The sequence below is a fragment of the Edaphosphingomonas fennica genome (assembly GCF_003034225.1).
Classification (GTDB): domain Bacteria; phylum Pseudomonadota; class Alphaproteobacteria; order Sphingomonadales; family Sphingomonadaceae; genus Sphingomonas_E; species Sphingomonas_E fennica.
Genome location: NZ_PHHF01000076.1, coordinates 322,598 through 344,288, shown reverse-complemented (window position 1 = coordinate 344,288; position 21,691 = coordinate 322,598). Strand labels below are relative to the sequence as shown.

General features: G+C 68.3%; 22 protein-coding genes. 4 read left to right on the top strand and 18 right to left on the bottom strand.

What is annotated here, in order from left to right; all coding sequences use genetic code 11:
* Positions 1-55: 55 nt before the first annotated feature.
* Positions 56-1,699 (top strand): MFS transporter, encoded by a 1,644-nt coding sequence (locus tag CV103_RS19735; RefSeq protein WP_107395919.1) that lies wholly within the window; start codon positions 56-58, stop codon positions 1,697-1,699.
* A 7-nt stretch (positions 1,700-1,706) separates the two neighbouring features.
* Here CV103_RS19735 and CV103_RS19730 read toward each other — a convergent pair whose 3' ends face one another.
* The 15 genes from CV103_RS19730 to CV103_RS19660 all read right to left on the bottom strand — a co-directional run bounded on the left by CV103_RS19730 (position 1,707) and on the right by CV103_RS19660 (position 14,817).
* Complete coding sequence (locus CV103_RS19730; RefSeq protein WP_015456820.1) at positions 1,707-2,180, bottom strand: hypothetical protein; 474 nt, start codon at positions 2,178-2,180, stop codon at positions 1,707-1,709.
* Positions 2,180-2,899 carry a type II secretion system protein N gene (locus CV103_RS19725; RefSeq protein WP_107395880.1) on the bottom strand — a complete coding sequence of 240 codons (720 nt, stop codon included), beginning with the start codon at positions 2,897-2,899 and terminating at the stop codon, positions 2,180-2,182. Before CV103_RS19725 ends, CV103_RS19730 begins: the two co-directional genes overlap by 1 nt.
* Positions 2,896-3,378, bottom strand: coding sequence for a type II secretion system protein GspM (gspM, locus tag CV103_RS19720; RefSeq protein WP_015456818.1), 483 nt, complete (start codon positions 3,376-3,378; stop codon positions 2,896-2,898). The genes CV103_RS19725 and gspM overlap by 4 nt, the downstream gene beginning before the upstream one ends.
* An 11-nt stretch (positions 3,379-3,389) precedes the next feature.
* Entirely contained in the window at positions 3,390-4,490 is a 1,101-nt protein-coding gene (gspL, locus tag CV103_RS19715; RefSeq protein WP_107395879.1) for a type II secretion system protein GspL, read from the bottom strand.
* A complete protein-coding gene (gene gspK / locus CV103_RS19710) occupies positions 4,487-5,473 on the bottom strand; it encodes a type II secretion system minor pseudopilin GspK (protein WP_107395878.1) in 987 nt (328 codons plus the stop codon). The genes gspL and gspK overlap by 4 nt, the downstream gene beginning before the upstream one ends.
* On the bottom strand, positions 5,470-6,135 hold the full coding sequence (gene gspJ / locus CV103_RS19705) for a type II secretion system minor pseudopilin GspJ (protein WP_107395877.1): 666 nt from the start codon (positions 6,133-6,135) through the stop codon (positions 5,470-5,472). The genes gspK and gspJ overlap by 4 nt, the downstream gene beginning before the upstream one ends.
* A gap of 41 nt (positions 6,136-6,176) precedes the next feature.
* Positions 6,177-6,623: a type II secretion system minor pseudopilin GspI gene (gene gspI / locus CV103_RS19700; protein WP_107395876.1), complete on the bottom strand. Its 447-nt coding sequence runs from the start codon at positions 6,621-6,623 to the stop codon at positions 6,177-6,179.
* On the bottom strand, positions 6,610-7,146 hold the full coding sequence (locus CV103_RS19695; RefSeq protein WP_107395875.1) for a GspH/FimT family pseudopilin: 537 nt from the start codon (positions 7,144-7,146) through the stop codon (positions 6,610-6,612). Before CV103_RS19695 ends, gspI begins: the two co-directional genes overlap by 14 nt.
* A 23-nt stretch (positions 7,147-7,169) precedes the next feature.
* Positions 7,170-7,667 (bottom strand): type II secretion system major pseudopilin GspG, encoded by a 498-nt coding sequence (gspG, locus tag CV103_RS19690; protein WP_015456812.1) that lies wholly within the window; start codon positions 7,665-7,667, stop codon positions 7,170-7,172.
* Between the two features lie 8 nt (positions 7,668-7,675).
* A complete protein-coding gene (gspF, locus tag CV103_RS19685; RefSeq protein WP_107395873.1) occupies positions 7,676-8,905 on the bottom strand; it encodes a type II secretion system inner membrane protein GspF in 1,230 nt (409 codons plus the stop codon).
* Positions 8,898-10,421 (bottom strand): type II secretion system ATPase GspE, encoded by a 1,524-nt coding sequence (gene gspE / locus CV103_RS19680; protein WP_107395872.1) that lies wholly within the window; start codon positions 10,419-10,421, stop codon positions 8,898-8,900. The genes gspF and gspE overlap by 8 nt, the downstream gene beginning before the upstream one ends.
* Positions 10,418-12,616: a type II secretion system secretin GspD gene (gene gspD, locus CV103_RS19675; RefSeq protein WP_107395871.1), complete on the bottom strand. Its 2,199-nt coding sequence runs from the start codon at positions 12,614-12,616 to the stop codon at positions 10,418-10,420. Before gspD ends, gspE begins: the two co-directional genes overlap by 4 nt.
* Positions 12,613-13,458: a type II secretion system protein N gene (locus CV103_RS19670; RefSeq protein ID WP_107395870.1), complete on the bottom strand. Its 846-nt coding sequence runs from the start codon at positions 13,456-13,458 to the stop codon at positions 12,613-12,615. The genes gspD and CV103_RS19670 overlap by 4 nt, the downstream gene beginning before the upstream one ends.
* Positions 13,459-13,576: 118 nt before the next feature.
* Entirely contained in the window at positions 13,577-14,356 is a 780-nt protein-coding gene (locus tag CV103_RS19665; RefSeq protein ID WP_211314427.1) for a prepilin peptidase, read from the bottom strand.
* 83 nt (positions 14,357-14,439) lie between these two features.
* Positions 14,440-14,817 (bottom strand): tetratricopeptide repeat protein, encoded by a 378-nt coding sequence (locus tag CV103_RS19660; protein WP_146163455.1) that lies wholly within the window; start codon positions 14,815-14,817, stop codon positions 14,440-14,442.
* Positions 14,818-15,125: 308 nt separating this feature from the next.
* Here CV103_RS19660 and CV103_RS19655 point away from each other — a divergent pair, with 308 nt between their 5' ends.
* Positions 15,126-17,618, top strand: coding sequence for a TonB-dependent receptor (locus tag CV103_RS19655; protein ID WP_107395868.1), 2,493 nt, complete (start codon positions 15,126-15,128; stop codon positions 17,616-17,618).
* A 72-nt stretch (positions 17,619-17,690) separates the two neighbouring features.
* Here CV103_RS19655 and CV103_RS19650 read toward each other — a convergent pair whose 3' ends face one another.
* Positions 17,691-18,179 (bottom strand): SH3 domain-containing protein, encoded by a 489-nt coding sequence (locus CV103_RS19650; protein ID WP_041864739.1) that lies wholly within the window; start codon positions 18,177-18,179, stop codon positions 17,691-17,693.
* 135 nt (positions 18,180-18,314) lie between these two features.
* On the opposite strand from CV103_RS19650, the gene CV103_RS19645 reads away from it, so the two are divergent.
* Together CV103_RS19645 and CV103_RS19640 are read left to right on the top strand one after the other, a co-directional pair.
* On the top strand, positions 18,315-19,313 hold the full coding sequence (locus CV103_RS19645; protein ID WP_107395917.1) for a 2-hydroxyacid dehydrogenase: 999 nt from the start codon (positions 18,315-18,317) through the stop codon (positions 19,311-19,313).
* A gap of 62 nt (positions 19,314-19,375) precedes the next feature.
* Positions 19,376-19,678 (top strand): YMGG-like glycine zipper-containing protein, encoded by a 303-nt coding sequence (locus tag CV103_RS19640; RefSeq protein WP_015456801.1) that lies wholly within the window; start codon positions 19,376-19,378, stop codon positions 19,676-19,678.
* A gap of 34 nt (positions 19,679-19,712) precedes the next feature.
* Here the strand turns inward: CV103_RS19640 and CV103_RS19635 are convergent, their stop codons facing one another.
* Both CV103_RS19635 and CV103_RS19630 read right to left on the bottom strand, forming a co-directional pair.
* Positions 19,713-19,988 (bottom strand): DUF1467 family protein, encoded by a 276-nt coding sequence (locus CV103_RS19635; RefSeq protein WP_015456800.1) that lies wholly within the window; start codon positions 19,986-19,988, stop codon positions 19,713-19,715.
* 14 nt (positions 19,989-20,002) lie between these two features.
* Positions 20,003-21,583 carry a ribonuclease J gene (locus CV103_RS19630; RefSeq protein WP_245896954.1) on the bottom strand — a complete coding sequence of 527 codons (1,581 nt, stop codon included), beginning with the start codon at positions 21,581-21,583 and terminating at the stop codon, positions 20,003-20,005.
* Positions 21,584-21,691: the final 108 nt, after the last annotated feature.

Sequence of the window (21,691 nt, the reverse complement as noted above, 5' to 3'; positions counted from 1 at the left end):
CGGTCCCCGCTCCACCTTGCGCAGAGAAGCGGGAAAGCGGAAAGTGGGGATGTCGATGGGCGGACTAGCGGGGCAGCGCGCCTCGATGCGGCGGGTGGTGGTGGCATCGGCCGCCGGAACCGCATTCGAATGGTATGATTTCTTCATCTTCGGGGCGCTGGCGCCGGTCATCGCCAAGGTGTTCTTCGCCGGGCTGACGGAAACCGCCGGCTTCGTCGCGGCGCTCGGCCTGTTCGCCGCCGGCTTCGCCTTCCGTCCGCTGGGCGCCATCCTGTTCGGCAGCATGGGCGACAGGCTGGGCCGCAAGGGCGCCTTCCTCATCACCGTATCGCTGATGGGCGGCGCCACCTTCGCGATCGGCCTGCTGCCCACGCACGCGCAGGCCGGGGCCATCGCGCCGGCGCTGCTGATCCTGATGCGGATATTCCAGGGCATGGCGCTGGGCGGCGAATATGGCGGCGCGGCCATCTATGTGGCGGAACATTCCCCTTCCGACCGGCGCGGCTTTTCGACGAGCTGGATCCAGGCCTCCGCCGCCTTCGGGCTGATCGCCGCGTTGGTCGTGGTGCTGGCGACCCGCACCTCGATCGGCGAGGAGGCGTTTACCGCCTGGGGCTGGCGCGTGCCGTTCCTCGTTTCCGCCGGGCTGCTCGCCATCTCCATCTGGATGCGGATGAAGCTGACCGAAAGCCCGACCTTCGAGAAGATGCGCGAGGAAGGCGAGATATCGCGCGCGCCGCTGGCCGAGGCGTTCGGCCGGTGGAGCAATATGCGGCTGGTGCTGCTCGCCTTCTTCGGCGTGATGTGCGCGCAGGGCGCCGTCTGGTATTGCTATTTCTTCTATATCCAGGTGTTCCTGGAAAAATCGCTGCAGGTCGCGCCGGCGACGGTGAATATCGTGGTGATGGCGATGACGCTGGCGTCCGCCCCCTGCTACGTCCTGTTCGGCTGGCTTTCCGACCGGATCGGCCGCAAGCCGGTGATGCTGGGCGGCATGCTGCTGGGGCTGGTCGCCTTCTTCCCGGCCTTCCATGCGCTGGCCGGTTTCGTCAATCCCGCGCTGGTGGAGGCGCAGCGGCGGACGCCGGTGGTGGTCGCCGCCGATCCCGCTACCTGCTCGGTCCAGTTCGATCCCGTGGGCGCCGCGAAATTCTCCAGCGCGTGCGACATCGCCAAGGGCGTGCTGGCCACCGGCGGCATCCCCTATCGCAGCGCCGATCTGCCCGCCGGCACGGCGACCGAGGTGCGGATCGGCGAGGCGCGCCTGCGCCCGGCCGACGGCACCGGGCTCGGCGCCGATGCGCTGAAGACGCTGAAGACCGAACAGACCGCCGCGATCCGCAAGGCGCTGGCCGATGGCGGCTACCCGCTGAAGGCGGACCCGGCGCGGATGAACCTGCCCGGCATCGCGGCGATCCTGCTGCTGTTCGTGGTGGCGGCGACCGCGCTTTATGGCCCGATGGCGGCGATGCTGGTGGAATTGTTCCCCGCCCGCGTCCGCTATACCGCCATGTCGCTGCCCTACCATGTCGGCACCGGCTGGGTGGGCGGTTTCCTGCCGGTGACCGCCTTCGCCATCGTCGCGATGACGGGCGATCTCTATGCCGGGCTCTGGTATCCGGTGATCTTCACCGCGATCAGCCTGCTGACGATGATGTTCCTGGTGCCGGAGACGAAGGGCCGACCGCTGGACGCCTGACGGGCGATCAGCGGCAGGCCAGCAGGCCCGCGGCCGGCATGACGAAGCTTTCCCCGTCCGGCCGGTCCAGCCGCAGCGATCCGTCCGTCACCACCGCGCCGCCCTGCAGCGTCGATCGCTGTTCCAGCCTGACGTCGAGCGTGACGGTGGTGGTGCCGTCGCTATAGACCGCGTTGGCGAACATGCTGCCGCCGTCCCCGGCGGCGATGTTGGTGCGGGCAAGATCCATCTGCTGGCCGCCGATCGCGATCCGCGCCATCGGCGGATCGACCCGCGCCATCAACACGAGCCGCGCTTCATTGCCGGCTTTCCACAGGAAAAGCGCGCACTGGCCGGCGGCGAGCTGCTGGCGCGGCAGCGTGCCGAGCGGGATGCCGTCATCCACCGGAGCGGCCGGCGGCGCGGCCCGGCGGGAGGCGGACGGCTGGGCGCCGCTGCACCCCGCCAGCGTGGCGAGAAGGGCGATCAGGGCAAGACGCATCAAAATGTTCCCGCAACGGAAAGCTTCAATCCATCGGCTGAGGCGGCGAAGCCGTTGGCCTCGAGCGCGCGGCTGGCGGCGGGATCGGCGCCCCGGACGACGAAATCGGCGGTATAGCCGCCACTCTTGCCGATGCGCAGCGACAGGCGTTCCATGCCGCTCTGGCTGGCGAGCGGCAGCAGCACGGCGTCGCCATCGCAGCGCGCCGTGCCGCTGAGCCCGTTGGCCAGTGCCAGCCCCGGCACGTCCCCCTGGATTTCCGCGCGGACGAGGCCATCGGCGCGATCGCACGCCCCTTGCCGGAACCGGATGCTGACATCGCTGAGGTCGAGCGCCGCGACCGGCATCGGCGCGAAAAGCCTGGCCACGGGCAGGCGCGCCGTCACGTCATCCACGCCGAAACTGTGCCGCGTGACGCTGACCGCGCCCTTGAGCGAGGAGGAGCCGCCCGTCTCCGCGCGATCCAGATCGATCCGCGCCCGGCCGACCAGCAAGGGAAATAGGTTGAGCCGCGCCTTCATGTCGCCCAGCTCGGCCGATCCGAAGCGCGCCTCCGCCAGCCGGGCGGACCAGATGCTGCCCCGCACCTCGCGCACCGAAAGGCCCGCGCTGCCCAGCCCCATCGCCCCCAGCATGATCCGCATCGGGAAAAGCGCGATCAGGGCCAGCACGAGCAGCGCCAGGAACAGGACGACGCGACGGACGGGAAGGCGGATCATGGCGCGCGCGTCCGCAACGTGGCTTCGACGGCAAGCGTCGCATCATTGTTGGTGGTGGCGTTAAGCCCTTCGACCACCAGCCCGTCCCGCCGCTCCATATCGGCGAGCCAGGCGAAGAAGGCCTGCGGGCGCACCGCGTTGATCACGACCGTCGCCTGCGCCGCGCTGACCGGATCGACGCGGGCGACGGTGAAGCCCGCCTCCCCCGCTCGCTGGCCGATCCACTTGTCGATCGGGGCCGGCAGCGCCTTCGGCTTCCCCCGTTCCAACGCGGCGATCGCATCGGCCTGCACCTGCGCCTCGCCACGGGCGGTGACGGCGCGATCGTAACGCGCGCGGGAATCGGCCAGCGCATCGCCCATCGGCCGGACGAGCAGCAGCCAGCCAAGCGTAAGCAGCAGCAGGCCCGCCATCACCGCGAGCATGATGCGCTCACGCTGGGAACGCTGGCTCCACCAGGGACGGAAACGTTCGATCATCGGGCTTCTTCTCATTGGCCGCGCACCGTCAGCTCGGCGATCTGCCGGCCGCCGCCCGATCGCGGTTCGCCGGCATCCGCCGTGAAGCCTTGCGCGGCGATGCGCTGCTGCAGGGCGGCGATGTCGCTGGCGGCGCTCGCCTCCACCGTTGCCCGCAGGCTGCCGTCGCGATCGTAGCGGAGCGATGAAAGCTCGATATTCGCGGTATCGCGCACCGCCGAGAACAAGGCGGCGGCCGTAGCGCCGAAGCCCATGCCGGCGCCGCGCAATTCGGCCAGCCGCTCGGCAAGCTGGGCACGGGCATTGACGATGCGGCCCGCGCGGGGAAGGGCCTTGGCCGCGATCACGCCGGTTTCGCGCTCCACCGCATCGGCCGCGACCGTGTAGCGCAGGATCAGCGCGCCCTGGATCAGCAGGGTCAGCAGGCAAAGCCCTGCCACCATCCAGGCCATGCGCCGCAGCGATTTCCAGTCCACTGCCCAGGGACGCCGCTTGGCGAAGGCCCCCTGCCTCAAATCGACCGGAATGGCGGCCAGCGCGCCGGCCAGCCCCGCCTCGACCGCCGCGTCGTCCAGTTCCTCCACCGGGCCATCGACGAGCGCATCGGCAACGACGCTTTCGGCCGCGAAGGCGATGCGGTCGCCCCGCACCAGGTGGAGATCACCCCGCGCCCAGCGCCGCGCGCCTTCGGCGGCCGGCGGGATCAGCAGGGTTTCGGGCACCACATGATCGGGATCGAGCGCGAGCGATTGCAGCCCCGCCACCCAGGTCGCCATCCGCGATCCCGAAACCAGCGCCATCGCCCGCGCGCCATCCTCGCCGGCCGGGCCGACCGCGATGTGGAGGCGATCGACCGGCTCGGCCGCGACATCTGCGGCGGCAAGCCTGGCGGCGGCGGCAGCCTGCGCCTGCGAAAGGTTCGGCAGGTCGAGCCAGTGGACGGTGACGTCGGGGCCGGGCGCCACCGCGACGATCCGCTCGTCCTCCCCCTCCCCCACGGCCGGGATATCGCGCCCACGGCCGACGACGGCGCCACCGGCGATCCGCAGCCAGCCGCCCAGCGGCGCGCCCTCGTCGCCGGGGAACAGCAGCAGGTAGCGATCGTCGCTCATTCGTCGCTCCCCCAGCTGCGCGCCACGATCCGCGCCGGCGCCAATGCCCCGTCGATCAGCGCCGTCTCGCTCAACTGCGCGCCGCCGATTTCCACGTCAAGCTCCAGCCGGAACCAGCGGGTGCGGAGCGAAACCTGGCTCATTGCCTCCATGTCCGGCGTATCGCCGCGGGCGGTGAAGAGGTTCCAGAAATCGACCGAGCTGTTCCAGCCATCGGCCGGGCGCTGGGCGAGGATCTGGCGCGCGCGGTTGAGATCGATCCGTTGGGGCATCAGCATGGCGATGAGCGGGGCCTGATCCATGGCAAGCGTGTTGATGTTGATCGGCGAAAGATCGGTATTGGGCAGCACGCACACCCATGGGCGGAGCAGCCGATAGATTTCGGGCGTGACGCCGGCGACCGCGCGCAGCTCGCTGACGTCGCCCAGCAGGGTGTTGGCGGCGCGATAGGGCGTCGCCGACTGGAGGTAGAAATCATCCTCCGCCCCATCGGGATTGGGAGCCGCATCGGCATCGATCCAGTCGGCGAGCGAGGCGGCGACGCGGCGCGAATCTGTGGGGTCGATGCCCAGCGCTTCCATCAGCGCGATGAACTGGCGGATGCCAAGCTCGCGCGGCGCATAATCGCCGGCCAGCAAGCCTTCGGCGACGCTGTTGAGGTTGAAGCAGTTGCCGCCGTCGAACAGGGTGGCCGAAACGATCCCTTCCGGCAGCGGCACGGCAAAGGCCCGCCCGTTCCAGCCGCCGGCCAGCGTGGTCTTGCCCGTATCGCGCCCCGCCAGCACGCCCATGCGATCGAGCGTCATCGCCTCGGCCGCCAGCGCATAAGCGCGCGCCTGATCGATCGCGGCGCCGTTGGCGGCAAGCCGGGTGGATAGGCGAAGCTGCTCCAGCGCCGCGACGGCCAGCACCGATATCACCGCCACCAGCAACAGCACGGTGAGCAGCGCCCCGCCGCGTTCGGCATGCCCCCGCCCCTTCACGGCCCGTTCCCCGTGCCGGTGAGGAAGAGCTGGCGGACGGGGCCGATCCCTTCGATATCGATCACCGCTTCCACGGCGTCCGGCATCGCCTCGGGCCGCTCCGGGTCCCAGCGATCGCGCCATTCGCCCTTGCGGCGGTAGCGCATGGTGAGCGACTTCACGCCCCGGATGACGGTGCCCGGCCGGGAAGGCTGCGCGCCATCGAGCATCGGCCAGGTCAGCCGTTCGATCCGGTCGTCGACCAGGCGATATTCGACGCGCTGGAGCGAGGCGCGCGCCGCCGATCCGCCGTTGCTCCAGCCCCGCCGGACGAAGCCGAGCGCGACGGCGCCGGGGCCGCCGCCTTCGCCGGTGAAGGCGACCTGGCGGACGCCGCCCTCGTCCCGCACCATGCGCGGCGCCGCCTGCGCGAGATCGGACGTCATGATGGCACCCACGCGGCGGATCGCGGCAATCTCGCCCAGCCGCTCGCGCGATGCCTCCTGCGCCCGCACGCTGAAGCCCAGCAGCGCCACCCCGGCCGAGGCGAGCAGCCCGAAGATCAGCAGCGAGATCATCAGCTCGACAAGCGTGAAACCGTGTTCGGCGGAACGCCGCAGGGACGCGAAGCCGTGTTCGGTGGAGCGCCGCGGAGACGTGAAGCCGTGTTCGGCGGAACGCATCACGGGCCTGAAGCCGTGTCCCCCCCTGGGCGCCGGGCGGGTCATTGCAGCGCCCTGAACACGGTGAGCGAACCCGCCGGGCGGCCGGCATCGTCAGTGACGGCGATGTCGATCTGCTGAAGGTTGAGATCGGTGGCGCGGACGGAGCGGCGCGTCCACGTCCATTTGCGGCCGCCATTCTCCTCCCGCCCGCGCGCTTCGCCGAATGACGGCGCGACGGGATCGGTCAAAGCCTCCACCGCCAGGTTGCGGGCGACGATCTGGCCGATCGTGCGGTCCGCAAGCACCCCCGTGCTGGTGAGCGTCGCGCCCTCCAGCCGCAGCAGGGCAAGCGCCGCGATGCTGAACACCGCCAGCGCGACCATCAGCTCGATCAGCGTGAAGCCGTATTCGGCGGAACGCCGCGGGAACGTGAAGCCGTGTTCGGCGGAACGCCTAGAAGACGTGAAACCGTGTTCGGCAACGGCGTGGCGATCAGGAGCCGACATCGATCGTCCCGTCGGCGTCGATATGCACCGTCACCCGCGTGCCGTTGCGCACCAGCGCGAGATCGAGCGGCTCGGAAAGGCCGGTGGTGTCGAAGATCACGCGGGCGCGGCCGGCATCGCCGACGATGGCCTGCGCTCCTTCCCAATCGCGATCGTCGAACGGCCTTTCATCCAGCCGCCGCCAGCCGCGCCGTTCGCGCCGTTCGAAGCCATAGCCGTCGGCCGTCACCCACAGCGCCATCTCGTGCGCCTCGATCACGGCGGCATCCTGCGCGGCGCGGACACGGGCGGCGAACCGCTCCGCCTGATCGCGCAGGTCGCCACGCGGATCGGGCATGGCCAGCACCACCGCCCCGGTCAAAAGGCCGATGATCGCGATCACCACCATCAGCTCGACAAGCGTGAAGCCGTGTTCGGCAGAACGCCGCAGGGACCTGAACCCGTGTTCGGCGGAACGCCGCGGGGACGCGAAGCCGTGTTCGGCGAGGCGCTTGCGAGCGCCATGCTCAACGGCGCGGCTCACTTGAATGCTCTCCGGGCGCTGGCCTATTTCCAGTTGCCAATATCGGCATCGTCGCCCTCGCCGCCTTCGCGGCCGTCGGCGCCGTAGCTGAAGATGTCGAACGCGCCGTGCTGGCCGGGCGAGGCATATTGATAGGGATTGCCCCAAGGGTCTTCCGGCAGCTTCTTCACATAGCCGCCCCGGCGATAGCGTTCCGGCCGGGTGAGCGATGCCGGCGGCGCAACCAGCGCCTGCAGGCCATCGGCCGTGCCCGGATAGGTCAGATTATCGAGGCGATACATCTCCATCGCCTGTTCCAGCAGGGAGATATCGGCCTTCGCCTTTTCCACGCGGGCCTTGTCGCCGCTGGGCAGCACGTTGATCGCGACGATGGTGGTGAGCAGGCCGATGATGACGATCACCACCATCAGTTCCACAAGCGTGAAGCCGTGTTCGGCGGAACGCCTCGGAGAAGCGGAGCCGTGTTCCCGCCGGTCCCGGCGCCGGCGGCGCGTCTTGGCGGTCTGTTCGAGAATTTCCATGGATGTCCTCATGCGCCCGCAAGCGTATCGAGCTGAAGAATGGGAAGGAGAATGGACAGAACGATTATAGCGACGATTCCGCCCATCAGCACGATGATGGCCGGTTCCAGCAGCGAAAGCGCAGCGCTGGTAAAGGCATCGAATTCGCGTTCCAGATAGTCGGCCGCCCGTTCCAGCATGATATCGAGCTTGCCGGCGGCCTCGCCCGAGGCGGTCATGTAGACGAGCAGCGGCGGGAACACGCCCGCCCGGCGGAGCGCCACCGAAAGGCTGCCGCCGCCCCGGATCGCCTCGACGATATCGGCAGACGCGGCCCGCAGCGCGCGGTTGTGAATCGTGCCGGTCGTCAGCGCAAGCCCTTCCAGCAGGGGCAGCCGGCTCGATACCATAGTGGAAAGCGTGCGGGCCATGCGGGCGGCGTGGAGATCACGGACCAGCCGGCCGATCAGCGGGATGCGCAGGATCGAACGATCCACCGCCATGCGGATATGCGGCTCCCGGAGGCCGCGCCAGCCGAGAACGCCAAGGCCCGCGATAAGAAGGGCCAACGCCCACCACCAGTTGCGCAGGAAGTTGGAGATGCCGATGACGATGCGGGTGAGCAGCGGCAGATCCTGCCCGACGCTGTCGAACTGGGCAACGACCTGCGGCACCACGAACACCATGAGGGCGAACACCACGCCCACCGCCACCAGCGCGAGGATGGTGGGATAAGCCAGCGCCGTCATCACCTTGGCGCGCACCGCCGCCTGCCGCTCCAGGAGATCGGACAGGCGATCGAGGATGGTGGGCAGGCTGCCCGAGCTTTCGCCCGCCGCCACCATCGCGCGATAGAGCGGTGGAAAGCTCCTGGGCTCGCGCGCCATGGAATCGGAAAGGCGCCGGCCTTCCACCACCCCGGCATGGACATTCTCCAGCACGCGGCGGACATGCGGCTGCTCCGCCTGCCGGGCGATGGTGCGGAGCGCCTCCTCCAGCGGGGCGACCTGCGCCAGGGTGGCCACCTGGCGCGTGAAAAGGGTGAGTTGCTTGGCCGAGAGCCGGCGCTTCAGCGCGGGCGCGCCGGCCCGCGACAGGAGCGACGGCGCGGGCACGGTCTCCGATCCCTGCTCGATCCTGACGACATAGAGCTTGCGCGCCTCCAGCTTGGCGCGGCCCTCGTTCGGCGTATCGGCGCGCACGCTGCCCCGGCGTTCCCGCCCGCCGGTATCCAGCGCGACATAATCATAATTAGGCATCGATCGCCTCGCGCCGGGTGATGCGCACGGCTTCCTCGGCCGTGGTCCGCCCTTCCAGCACCAGCGCGCGGGCGGCCGCCGTCAATGTCGGCGCGTTGCGGAAGGCATGGGCGGAGATCGCCGTCTCGTCGCCACCCGCGTTGATGAGGCCGCGTATCGCATCGTCGATGCGCACCGCCTCATAGACGCCGATGCGCCCCTTATAGCCGGTATGGCTGCACGCATCGCAGCCCTTCGCCTCATGGATCACCGTGCCCGGCGCGATCCCCAGCAGCGCCGCGATCGAGGCCGGCGCCTCGACGGCATGACGGCAGACCGGGCAGAGCCGCCGCACCAGCCGCTGGGCGATCACGGCGCGCAGGGTGGAGGCGAGCAGGAAAGGCTCCACCTTCATGTCCCGCATGCGGGTGATCGCGCCGACCGCATCGTTGGTGTGGACGGTGGAAAGCACGAGATGGCCGGTGAGCGAGGCCTGGACGGCGATCTCTGCCGTCTCGCGATCGCGGATCTCGCCGATCATCACCACGTCCGGGTCCTGGCGCAGGATGGCGCGCAGGCCGGCGGCGAAGGTCAGGCCGACCTTGGCGTTGACCTGCGTCTGGCCGACGCCCTCGATCGCATATTCGACCGGGTCTTCCACCGTCAGGATGTTGCGGCTGCCGTCGTTCAGCAGGCGCAGGCCGGCATAGAGCGTCGTCGTCTTGCCCGATCCGGTCGGTCCGGTGACGAGGATGATGCCGTTGGGCTCGCCGATGGCATCCCGGAACGCCGCGAGGATGGCCGGCGGCATGCCCAGCACGTCCAGCTCGATCCCGGCATTCTCCTTGTCGAGGATACGTAGCACCACCCGCTCGCCCGCCCGGCTGGGCAAGGTGGAAACGCGCACGTCCAGCAGCTTGCCGCCCAGCGTAAGGCCGATGCGGCCATCCTGCGGCACGCGGCGTTCGGCGATGTCGAGGCGGGCCATCACCTTGATGCGGCTGACGACCACGGGCGCGACATGCGGCGGCATGCGCAGCGTCTCACGCAGCACGCCATCGATCCGCATGCGCACGATCAGGCCGGTTTCATATGGCTCGATATGGATGTCGGAGACGCCCTGCCGCGCGGCATCGGCGATGATGCCGTTGATGAGGCGGATGGCCGGCGCATCGTCCGCCGAATCGAGCAGGTCGTCGGCGGTCGGCAGGTCGGTGGCCAGCATCGCCAGTTCGTCGCCCAGCCCGAGCGATCCGGCGGCATCGGCGGCCGCCTGCCCGTCCATGGCATAGGCTTCGGAAAGGATGCGGTCGAACCGGTCGGCGGAGACCTTCTCCACGCCGAAAGGGCGGCCGAAGCTGCGCCGAAGCTCGATCAGCGCGCGCGGATCGCCGCCCTCGCGGAGCGCGACGGTCACTTCCTCGCCCGCCATCAGGGCCACGCCGAAACGGCGCGCGAAGGCATAGGGGATGGCGATGCCGGCGGCCGCGGGGCCAACGCCCCCCTCCGCCGGCTGATCGCCACGCGCGATCCTCATTGCTCGCCCTTCGACGGCGGCACCGGCACGGGCCGCACCACTTCGCGCGAGGAGCGGACGGACGGCGTTATGATCTCGGGCCGGGCCGGAACCGCACCCGGCGCAGGCGGCTCCGCCCCCATATAGCCGCGCACCATCTCGTCGATCGTCGGCTCGCGCTCGGGCCGCTGGGCGGCCTGCATGTCGCGGATATAGCCGTAGCGCTGCGCGGCAACGATGCGGGCATCCTCGGCGCTGCGCACGATGCGCGGGCGGATGAAGACCATCAGGTTGGTCTTGGTGCGCGAACGCGATCGGGATTTGAACAGCTCGCCGATGCCGGGAATGTCGCTCAGCAGCGGAATCCGCTCGATCGTCTTGCGCTCATTGTCGTCCAGCAGGCCGCCCAGCGCGATGATCTCGCCATCGTCGACGGTGACGGTGGTCTCGATCTCGCGCTTGTTGAGGATCAGCTCGCTATTGTCGTTGGAGACCGGCCCGGCGATCGAGCTCACCTCCTGCCGCAGGAACAGCTTGATCGCGCCGCCCGCGTTGATCTGGGGCTTCACCTCCAGCTGCACGCCGACATTCTGCCGCTGCACCGTGCGGAAGGCATTGTCGAAATTGTTGCTGAGCGCCTGGCCGGTGGTGACGGGGATTTCCTGGCCGACCAGCAGCTTCGCTTCCTGATTGTCCAGCGTCATCACCGACGGCGTCGACAGGATGTTCGATTCCGTATCCGAACGCACCGCATTGACGATCGCGCCGAAGATGGTGCCGTTGTCGGTCTTGCCGCCCAACCCGAAGAAGCCGCCGCCCGCCCCCAGGATCGAGGCGACGGCCGCCTGCGCGAGCTGATCGGCCACGCCGCCGCTGTTGGTGGTCGTGGTGGTCGTGCCGTTATCGGTGGTGGTCGTCGTGGTGTTCAGTTCCCGCGCGCCGATGGCGCCGGCAATGGTCAGCAGGTTGGGCGCGGTATTGGAATAATTGGTCGCGGCGAAGGGGATGGCGCTGCCCTCCAGCCCGCCCAGCAGGAACTGCACGCCCAGCTTGCGGGCGGCATTGTCCGAAATCTCGACGATGATCGCTTCGACCAGCACCTGCTCGCGCCGGGTATCGAGCTGGCGGATCACCTCGCCCAGCGTGCGCTGCATGTCGCTGGGCGCGGAAACCACGATCGCGTTCGCGCCTTCGAAGCGCGCGATGACCGGCTGGCCGCGTCCCACAGGCGCGGCGCTGGAAGTGGCGGGGGCCACCGCTTCCACCACTTCGGCAGGGGCGTTGTTGCCGCCGTTCCTGCCGCCGCCGGAACGGCCGCGCGACGGCGTGGTCGAGGAGGAAGCCGGCGTCACCGGCTGGCCGACAAGCTGCTGGAGAACCGGCAGGAGCTGCGCCGCATCGGCATGTTCCAGGAAGATCACGCGGATCTCGCTGCCCGTCGCCGCCCGCCGGTCCAGATCCTCGGCGATCTGCGCGAGGCGCGCCACCGTGCGCGGATCGCCGCGCAGCGCGATCGAGTTGGAGCTGTCGATCGCGACGACGGACACGCCCGGCCCGGCAGGCGCGGCGGCGGCGCCGTCCCCACCGCCACCGCCCGCGCGCGGTGCCTCGGCCAGGGCCTGCAGCGACTGGGCGATTTCCCGCGCGCCGGCATTGCGCAGCGCGATCACCTGGGTGGTGGCGGCATCGCGATCGATGCGGTCGATCAGTTCGCGGATGCGGCGGATATTGTCGGCGAAGTCGGCGACGACCACGGCGTTGCCGGTGCGATTGGCGGTAACCGATCCCTCGCGGCTGACGAGCGGGCGGATCGTTTCCATCGCCGATGCGGCATCGATCGTCTGGAGGCGGAAAACCTCGGTCACGAAGCTGTTGCTGGACGTGCCCCGCGTGCCGACCCGGCCCGGCTGGGCGGCGGCGGTATCGGCCGGCTGGACGCGGAACGCGCCCCCGGACGTCGGCACCGCGACCAGCCCGTTGGCGCGCAGCGTGGAGAGGAACACGTCGAGATATTCGGTGCGGGACAGGGGCCGGTCCGTCACCACCGATACCTTCCCCTGCACGCGGGGATCGATGATGAAGGTGCGGCCCGTGACGCGGGCGGCATCCTGGATGAAGGCGCGGATATCGGCATCGCGCAGGTTGAGCATCTGCTGGGCCGCCCCCGGCGAGGCCAGAGCGAGCGCGAGCGCCGAGACGAGAACCAGACGCTTCATTGACCAGCCTTCACCCGCAGGGAGACGATGCGCCCGCCCCGTTCAACTTCCACCGGAATATCACCTCCCTGCTGGAGGCGCGATTGCAGCCGCGTGGCACCGCCGGCATCGGAAACGGGCTGGCCATCCACCGACATCAGCACGTCGCCGGGCTGGAAACCCGCCGCGCGAAAGGCGTTGCCGCCGCCCTTGGGCTGCAGCACCACGCCATCGACCGCGCCGTTGCGCAGGCGCGGCGTGGCGGCGGTTTCGTCCATCAGCGGCAGGGGCGCGGGCGTCGGGCCCTTGGCGTCATAATTGTCGCCAGCGGCCACCACCGGGCTCGGGATGCCGGCCGCTCCCTCCGCCCCGGCCTGGGCCACGGCTTCCGCCGGGGTGGACTGGTCGAGATAGACCATCTCGTCCGTTCCTCCGCGCTGCACGGTGATATTGTCGAACCCGACCGCCTTCAGCGTGACGCCCGGCAATATCTCCTCGCCCACGGCGAAGCTCGCCTGGCTGCCGTCCGGCAGGCCGATGATCGCCGATCCGCGGCCGGACGCCTGATCGGCCCGCGTGCCGAACAATTTGATGTCCAGCGCCGTGACCGCCACCGGCCCCTGTGTATCGGCGAGGCGGAAAAAAGGATCGAATGCGCCGAGGATCGAAACGGGGGCCCCGACGGCGCGGTCCGCCGCGCGCCAGCCGCCGACCGGGCCGACCGGCGTCACCACCGCATAAAGCAGGCGCGCGCCCTGCACCGCCAGCAGGGCAAGCAGCAGGATTTCCGCGATATTATAGGCCGAGTAACGCGGCAATCGGCGCAGCAGGCGTTGGGCGCGCCGATCGAAAGACAATTGCATCAAATACCACCCCTGCGCCGCCCGCTAGCGCTGCATTATGACAGGTCCGTGACGTGCTGTTAACCACGGGCTTCACCCGTCCTAGCCGGGCATTGTTGAGGATTTGTCACCAGCCTCGTCAAGCCATGGCCGCGACGAGCCACAGCGGCCATGCGACGACTGCCATCAGGGCGCCCAACGGCACCTCCTGATCGGCCCGGATGCTGTCGCCGCGAAGCCGGCGGACGCCCAGCAGCGCGAGGCCGACCGATGCACCGCCCAGCAGCACCAGCGGCAGCGCCTGCCAGCCCAAGGTCAGGCCGATCGCCCCCAGCAATTTGGGATCGCCGCCCCCCATGCCGGTGCGGCCCCGCGTGACGCGATAGAGGATCGCGATCACCGCCAGCCCCGCGAACCCGGCCAGCCCGCCGATCAGCCGATCCGCCATCGGCGGGGCGATCCCCGCAAGGCCGGCGCCCACACCGACGACGGCCAGCGCCGCGACCAGCTCGTCCGGCAGCCAGAAATGATCGACATCCAGTGCGATGAGCGCGACCAGCAGCCAGCCGAACATGGCGCCGCACAGCCCCTCCAGCCCCGGCGCGGCCAGCAATGATACCAGGCCGATGCCCCCGCAGGCGAGTTCGATCAGCAGATGGCGGCGATCGATAGGCGCGCCGCAATAGGCGCAGCGCCCCCGCCGCAGGAGGTGGCCGAACACGGGCAGCAGATCGACGACGCCAAGCCGGTGGCCGCAGGCGTCGCAGGCCGATCGCCCCCGCATCACCGATTGGCCGCGCGGCCAGCGCAGCGCCAGGGCCGCGAGAAAGCTGCCGGCGACGAGGCCCAGAATCGCGCCCAGCGCCGGCAATATCCAGGACATGTCCCATCCCGCCCCGATCGGATCGGGCAGGATCATGGCAGGGGCGCAAAAAGCCGAATCATCGCGCCACGCCTATTACAGCGCGGCGCTGCAGCCCAACCGATTTCCGCGCTAAGGGGTCAGCGCGAAACGAAGCTCACCTGCGCCAGCGCCGCGCGGGCGACCTTGTCGGTCGTGGTGACGGTGCCGTCGCCCAGCGTGACCTCATAATGATGGCGCGAGCGCAGCGCCTGCCGCCAGCTTTCGGCGGCCAGCTCGGGCCGCCCCGTGGCCGCATAGACGCGGCCGAGGTTGATCAGCCGGGCAGGATCCTCGGCGGAAACGCCGCGCATCGCGCCAAGCTGTCGCTCGGCCACAGTCCAGTCGCCCCGGTCGATCGCCGCTAGGCCGAGCGCGCCGACTTCATAGCCCGTCTCCACACGCGGGGCCGGCTGGCTGTGGGCGGCGGCAGGAATGGCGATCAACGCCAGCGACATCAACCCAAGACCGCGCATCATCTCCTCCAAGCAAAACTGATCAATTATAGAGATGAATGTTACACGGATATGACACGGCCACAACCGGCCGCATCCGGCGATTTCGCTCTTTGCAAGCAGTCGTTTCGCAGCCGCACACCAATCGCGATGAGTTGCTGCGGGACATCTTGGATTCGCAGAAAATCTCGCCTATCGGCGCATGATGCACCGCCGCAAAGGCAGGTGAAACAATAACGTCATGCAACCGTCACTCGGGAGCCATGCAGATTTCTCCGGCGCGTCATGAGGGGAGGCCATTGGCACGCCATCCGCTAAAAAGGGGATATGAAGTGAAAAAGTTACTGCTGGGCTGCGCCGTTGCAGCTCTGGCGGCGCCCGCCGCTTACGCCCAGTCCACGGGCTCGATCGACTTCGAGAATCAGGAAATCGTCGTCACCGGCGTCGCCGGCCCCAAGGCCGTCGCCGGCGTGAACACGCCCGACACGCCCAAGGCCAAGGTCGTCCTCACCCAGGAGATCATCGCCCATCAGGTGCCCGGCCAGTCGGTGAATGACATCATCAATCTGGTTCCCGGCGTCAGCTTCCAGAACAACGATCCGTTCGGCTCGGCCGGCGGCAAGATGTCGATCCGCGGCTTCGACAACACGCGCATCTCGCAGACGTTCGACGGCCTGCCGCTGAACGACACGGGCGGCTATGCGCTCTATTCGAACCAGCAGATCGACCCCGAGCTGATCGATCAGGTGAACGTCAACCTTGGCACCACCGACGTGGACAGCCCCACCGCCGCCGCCTCGGGCAGCACGGTGAACCTGCGTTCGCGCAATCCTTCCCAGGATTTCGGCGTGAAGGTGGTCAGCTCGGTCGGCGAATATGATTTCTTCCGCGTGTTCGGCCTGGTCGACACCGGCGAATTCACCTCGTTCGGCACCCGCGCCTGGTTCTCCGCCAGCAGCGCGACCAACAATGCGATCTATGGCGGCTACGGCAAGGTCGACAAGCAGCAGTATAACTTCAAGATCTACCAGCCGGTCGGCGACAATGGCGATTTCGTGTCGCTCGCCGGCCACTGGAACCAGAACCGCAACAACTTCTTCGGTTCGGTTCCCCTGCGCACCGATGTCGCGGGCGGCCGGGTCGTCGGATCGGCTTCCAGCAACCGCTTCCCGATCACCAAGGACGAGCGCTTCTACGAAGTCGCCCGCTGCACCGTCACGCCGGCCACGCCGGGCGTGAAGGATACCGCCAACAGCTGCGGCTCGCTCTACGAATATCGGTTCAATCCGTCCGACACGGGCAATATCCGCCTGAGCTCGCGCTTCACGCTCAGCGACGGCCTCGTCCTGACCGTCGATCCCAGCTACCAATATACCAAGGCCAATGGCGGCGGCACGGTGGAAGCCATCGAGTCGGCATTCAAGATCGGCGACCAGTTCTTCCCCGGCTATTTCGGCGGCAAGCCCTATGTCGGCGCCGACCTGAACGGCGATGGCGATACGCTGGATACCGTCCGCATGCTGGCCCCCAGCCAGACCAAGACGGATCGCCTCGGCTTGATCGCCTCGCTGCGCTACGACATCGACGATCATAACACCGTCCGCCTTGCCTACAGCTACGATCGCGGCCGCCATCGCCAGACCGGCGAAGTCGGCTTCCTCGACGCCTACGGCAATGCGATCGACGTGTTCCCGGTCGACAATCCCGTGCTGGGATCGGACGGCAACCGCCTGCAGAAGCGCGATCGCCTGTCCTATGCGATCCTGCACCAGGTCTCGGGCGAATATCGCGGCGAGTTCTTCGATGAACGCCTGACCGTCAATGCCGGCCTGCGCGCGCCCTTCTTCAAGCGCAACCTGAACCAATATTGCTTCACCAGCAGCAACAGCGGCTTCGTGGATTGCATGCGCGGCAACGACGCGGCCGAAGATGCCTATGCGGCGGCCAACCCGAACTTCGCCCGCCCGCAGAAGCGCGTCTTCAATTATGACAAGCTGCTGCCGACCGCCGGCGTCGTGTTCAACGTGATGCCGAAATTCAGCGTCTTCGGTAATTATTCGAAGGGCGTTCAGGTTCCGGGCACGGACAACCTCTACCAGTCCTTCTGGTATGCGCCGGGCACCGACGCCGCCGATCCCTCGCCGGAAACGACGGACAATTTCGACCTCGGCGTCCGTTACACGTCGGGCAAGATCCAGGCCCAGCTCTCCGGCTGGTATACGAACTACAAGAACCGCCTGGCTTCGTCCTATGACTTCGAACAGAATGTCACGATCTACCGGAACCTCGGCAAGGTCGAGAAATACGGCGTCGACGGCAGCATCTCCTACCAGCCGATCCCGGAAGCCTCGTTCTACGTCTTCGGTTCCTATCTGAAGTCGAAGATCAAGGACGATGTCGTCATCGGCCGCAATGGCGCCGGCGATCCGATCTATGGCCAGACGGCCGGCAAGCGCGAATCGGGTGCGCCGACCTTCACCTTCGGCGGGCGCGCCCAGGGCACGCTCGGCCCGGTGCAGCTCGGCGTCCAGGCCAAGCGGACCGGCCCGCGTTATGTGAACGACCAGAATCTTCCGGTCTTCCAGAGCGGCGTGCAGGTCTATGGTGCCAAGGCGCCGGCTTATACGCTGGTCGATCTCGATGCCCGCCTCTCGCTGGAATGGGCTGGCCTGAACGACAAGACCTACTTCCAGCTCAACGTCACCAACCTGTTCGACAAGCTCTACGTGGGCGGCTTCGACGGGACGACGTCGAACACCACTGTCACGACGGCCCAGATCGGTGCGCCGCGCACCGTGATCGGTTCGATCATCATCGGCTTCTGATCCTTCAGGCCGATATAAATATGGCGGCCGTCCTTCGGGGCGGCCGCTTTTTTTGCGCCCGTGCCGGGTTTTTCAGTCGACCGCTTCGTCCTGCGCCACGCCCCACAGGCTGCGCGTCTCGATATAGCCGCGCCGGCCCTTCACGTCGAAGCGGCACCAGCCGCCGCCGCACTTGTCGACCTTTCCGATCACGCCGGGGGCCACCCGCCATTCCAGCCGCGAGCCGCCATCGGCCTTGGCGTGAAGCTCCCCCGTCTGGCCGACGACGATTGCGGTGCGCTGTTCGGACAATAATATGCCCTTCACCCAGCCGCGCTCGCCCTCCGGGTCTTCCACGCGGCGCCAATCCTCGTGCACCTGGATCACGCGCAGCGGCAGGCCGGGGCGGACATATTTCCACGTCGCCGGATAATTGGTGCCGGGGCCGGTGCGCATCAGCGCCTCGCGCGCGGCGATCGAAACCCAATAAGGCACCTGCCGGCGCTGGGCCTCCGCCGCGCTCGCGCCCAGCGCCGCCGCGACCATGAAGCCCGCAACCGCCGCCCGCATCCATTTCCGCATTCACCTACCCCCGTCAGCACGGACCCGATCACCCCGTTCTAGAGCCATTTCTCGCGGAGCGGAATCCTCAGGCCATGCAATGGCGGCAACATGCTGATGCTTGACGGCGGCGGCGCCCCATGCCTAGCGCATGTCATGGCCGAGCCCGTCCGCCCCGACCGCCCGAAGATCGCCGTCACCCGCCGGCTGCTGCCCGAGACGGAAGCGCGCATGGCCGAGCTCTACGACGCCAGCTTCAACGAGGGCGATCGCCCGATGGATCGCGCCGCCCTGATCGCGGCGATGGCCGATTGCGACGTGCTCGTCCCCACCGTCACCGATGCGATCGACGCCGCCCTGATCGATGCCGCCCCGCCCCGGCTGAAGCTGATCGCCAATTTCGGCAACGGCGTCGATCATATCGATCTCGCCGCCGCTCGCGCGCGCGGCATCATCGTGACGAACACCCCCGGCGTGCTGACCGAGGACAGCGCCGACATGACGATGGCGCTGATCCTTTCCGTGCCGCGCCGGCTGGCCGAGGGGGAGAAGCTGGTGCGATCCGGCCAGTGGACCGGCTGGAGCCCCACCGGCATGCTGGGCCATCGCATCGGCGGCAAGCGGCTTGGCATCATCGGCATGGGGCGGATCGGCCAGGCCATCGCCCGGCGCGCGCGCGGCTTCGGCCTGTCGATCCATTATCACAACCGCAACCGGCTGCCCTCGGTGATCGAGGAGGAGCTCGGCGCCAGCTTCCACGCCGATCTTGATGAGATGCTGGGCGCGGTGGATATCGTTTCCGTCAACTGCCCGCACACCGCCGCGACGCATCATCTGATCGACCGGCGGCGGCTGGGGCTGCTGGCGCGCCACGTCTATCTGATCAACCTCGCGCGCGGCGAGATCGTCGACGAGGCCGCCCTGATCGAGGCGCTGGAAAGCGGCCGGATCGCCGGCGCGGGCCTGGACGTGTTCGAACATGAGCCCGCCGTCGATCCTCGGCTGCTGGCGCTTTCCAACGTCGTGCTGCTGCCGCACATGGGCTCCGCCACCTTCGAAGGGCGCGCGGCGATGGGCGCCAAGGTGATCGCCAATATCCGCGCCTGGTGGGATGGGCATCGCCCGCCGGATCAGGTGCTGGAAGGCTGGGCCTGATAAGCTCCGGGAACGTTCATCCCCGCCACGGGTTGAAGAATCGAATGGCGAGGAGACGAAGAATGGCGAAATTCTCCCCTATGGCGACGGGTTTGCTGCTGGCATCCAGCCTCGCGCTCGCGACCACCGCCTGCGCCGGAGACGGCAAGCGGGTGGTGAAAGGCGCGGCGATCGGCGGTGCGGGTGGCGCGGTCGTCGGCGCGGTGGTTCCGGGCATATCGACCGGCGAAGGCGCGCTGATCGGCGCGGCCGGCGGTGCCGTGGTCGGCGCGCTAGGCAAGGACGACAAGGGCCGCGAATGGTATCGCGACAGCGACGGCCGCAAATATTACATCGATAAGAAAGGCCGCCGCCACTATAAGTGACGGATCGGGAAGGGCGCGCGCCCTTCCCCCGGGATCAGACCCGCCGATCGGCCGTCGAGAAGAAATCGAGCGACTGCACGCCAAGCCAGCCATAGACATAATTGGCGTAGAACAGGCCGAACAGCACGGCCGAGACGATCGTGGTCCAGAAACATGCCTTGGCGAAGCTGAAGCGCGGCGGCGCGCTGTCCGCCTGGCCGGCGATGCGCGGTTCGGGCGCGCCCGCCGTGCGGGGGCGAAAGGGCAGCACCAGAAAGAAGCTCATGGCCCAGAACAGCGAGTAGATCGCCAATATGGACGTGAATTTCACTGCCGCCCCTCCCTTCAGACGCGGATGATCGAAACGTCGACGATCGGCTTCTTGCCGGTCCATTGCGTTGCGCGGCGGCGCACCGCCAGGCGGATCGCCTCGCGCAGCTTGGCCTCGTCCTTCGGGCCGTCCGTCGCCGCCTCCGCCGCCGCGAGGCGCGCATCGGCCAGGAAATCCTCGCGATCCTCCTCCACCGGCACGCCCTGAATCGCGATCGCGGGCTCGCCCCGCACATTCCCCCTCGCATCCAGCACAACCGTGGCGGAAATGAAGCCATGCAGCGAAATCCGCCGCCGCTCGTTCAGCGTGGCGCCGTCGGCCGGCAGGATCACGTCGCCATCCAGCACGAGGCGGCCGGTGCGCTCATGCCCCACCAGCTCCGGCCCATCGGGCGCAAGCCGGATGACCTGGCCGTTCTGCTGGACGATGCCGCGCGGCACGCCGCAGGAGGCCGCGAACCGCGCCTGTTCCGCCATGTGCCGCATCTCGCCATGGACGGGCAGGATGATCTCCGGCCGAATCCACTTATACATCAGCTCCAGCTCGGGCCGACCCGGATGGCCCGAGACATGGACGTGCGCCTGCCGATCGGTGACCATCAATATCCCGCGCTCGGCCAGCCTGTTCTGGATGCGGCCGATCGCGATCTCGTTGCCGGGGATCTGCTTCGAGGAGAAGACGACCGTGTCGCCTTCCGAAAGCTTGATCGGGTGGCTGTCGAAGGCGATCCGCGCCAGCGCCGCGCGCGATTCCCCCTGCCCGCCGGTCGCGACGATCATCACCTCGGACGGCGGCAGCCGCATCGCGGTTTCGAAATCCACCGTATCGGGAAAATCGCCCAGATAGCCGCACGCCTTGGCGACCTTGATGATCCGATCCAGCGAGCGGCCGGCCACGCAGAGCTGGCGGCCGGTATCCCGCGCCACCTGCCCCAGCGTCTGCACCCGCGCCGCGTTGGAGGCGAAGGTGGTGACGAGCACGCGGCCCTTCGCCTCGGCGATCACCCCGTCCAGCCCCTCGCGCACGGCGGCTTCGGAGCCCGAGGCGTCCTCGTTGAAGACATTGGTGGAATCGCAGACCAGCGCCAGCACGCCCTCGTCGCCGATCGCCTCCAGCTCGGCGGCGGTGGATGGCGTGCCGAGCAGCGGCTCGTCGTCCAGCTTCCAGTCGCCGGTGTGGAAGATGCGGCCATAGGGCGTATCGATCAGCAGCGCATTGCCTTCGGGGATCGAATGGGCGAGCGGGATATAGCTGACGCCGAACGGGCCGACCCGGAAGCTGCCTTCCTGATCGATCACATGCAGCTTCACCTTGTCGCCCAGCCCCTCCTCGTCCAGCTTGCCGCGGATCAGGCCGGCGGTGAAGGGCGTGGCATAGAGCGGCACGCCCAGGTCCGCCGCCAGATAGGGGATGGCGCCGATATGATCCTCATGCCCGTGGGTGAGGACGATGCCGACGAGATCCTTGGCCCGCTGCTCGATGAACTCCAGATCCGGCAGGATCAGGTCGATGCCCGGATAAGCCGGATCGGCGAAGGTAAGGCCGAGATCGACCATCAGCCACTTGCCCTGCGTGCCGTAGAGATTGACGTTCATGCCAATCTCCCCGGAGCCGCCGAGGGCGAGGAAAAGCAATTCGTTACCGGGTGTCGTCACTTTCGGGGAAATCCAATCCATCTATCCGGTCCAGGCCGGGATTCGCTT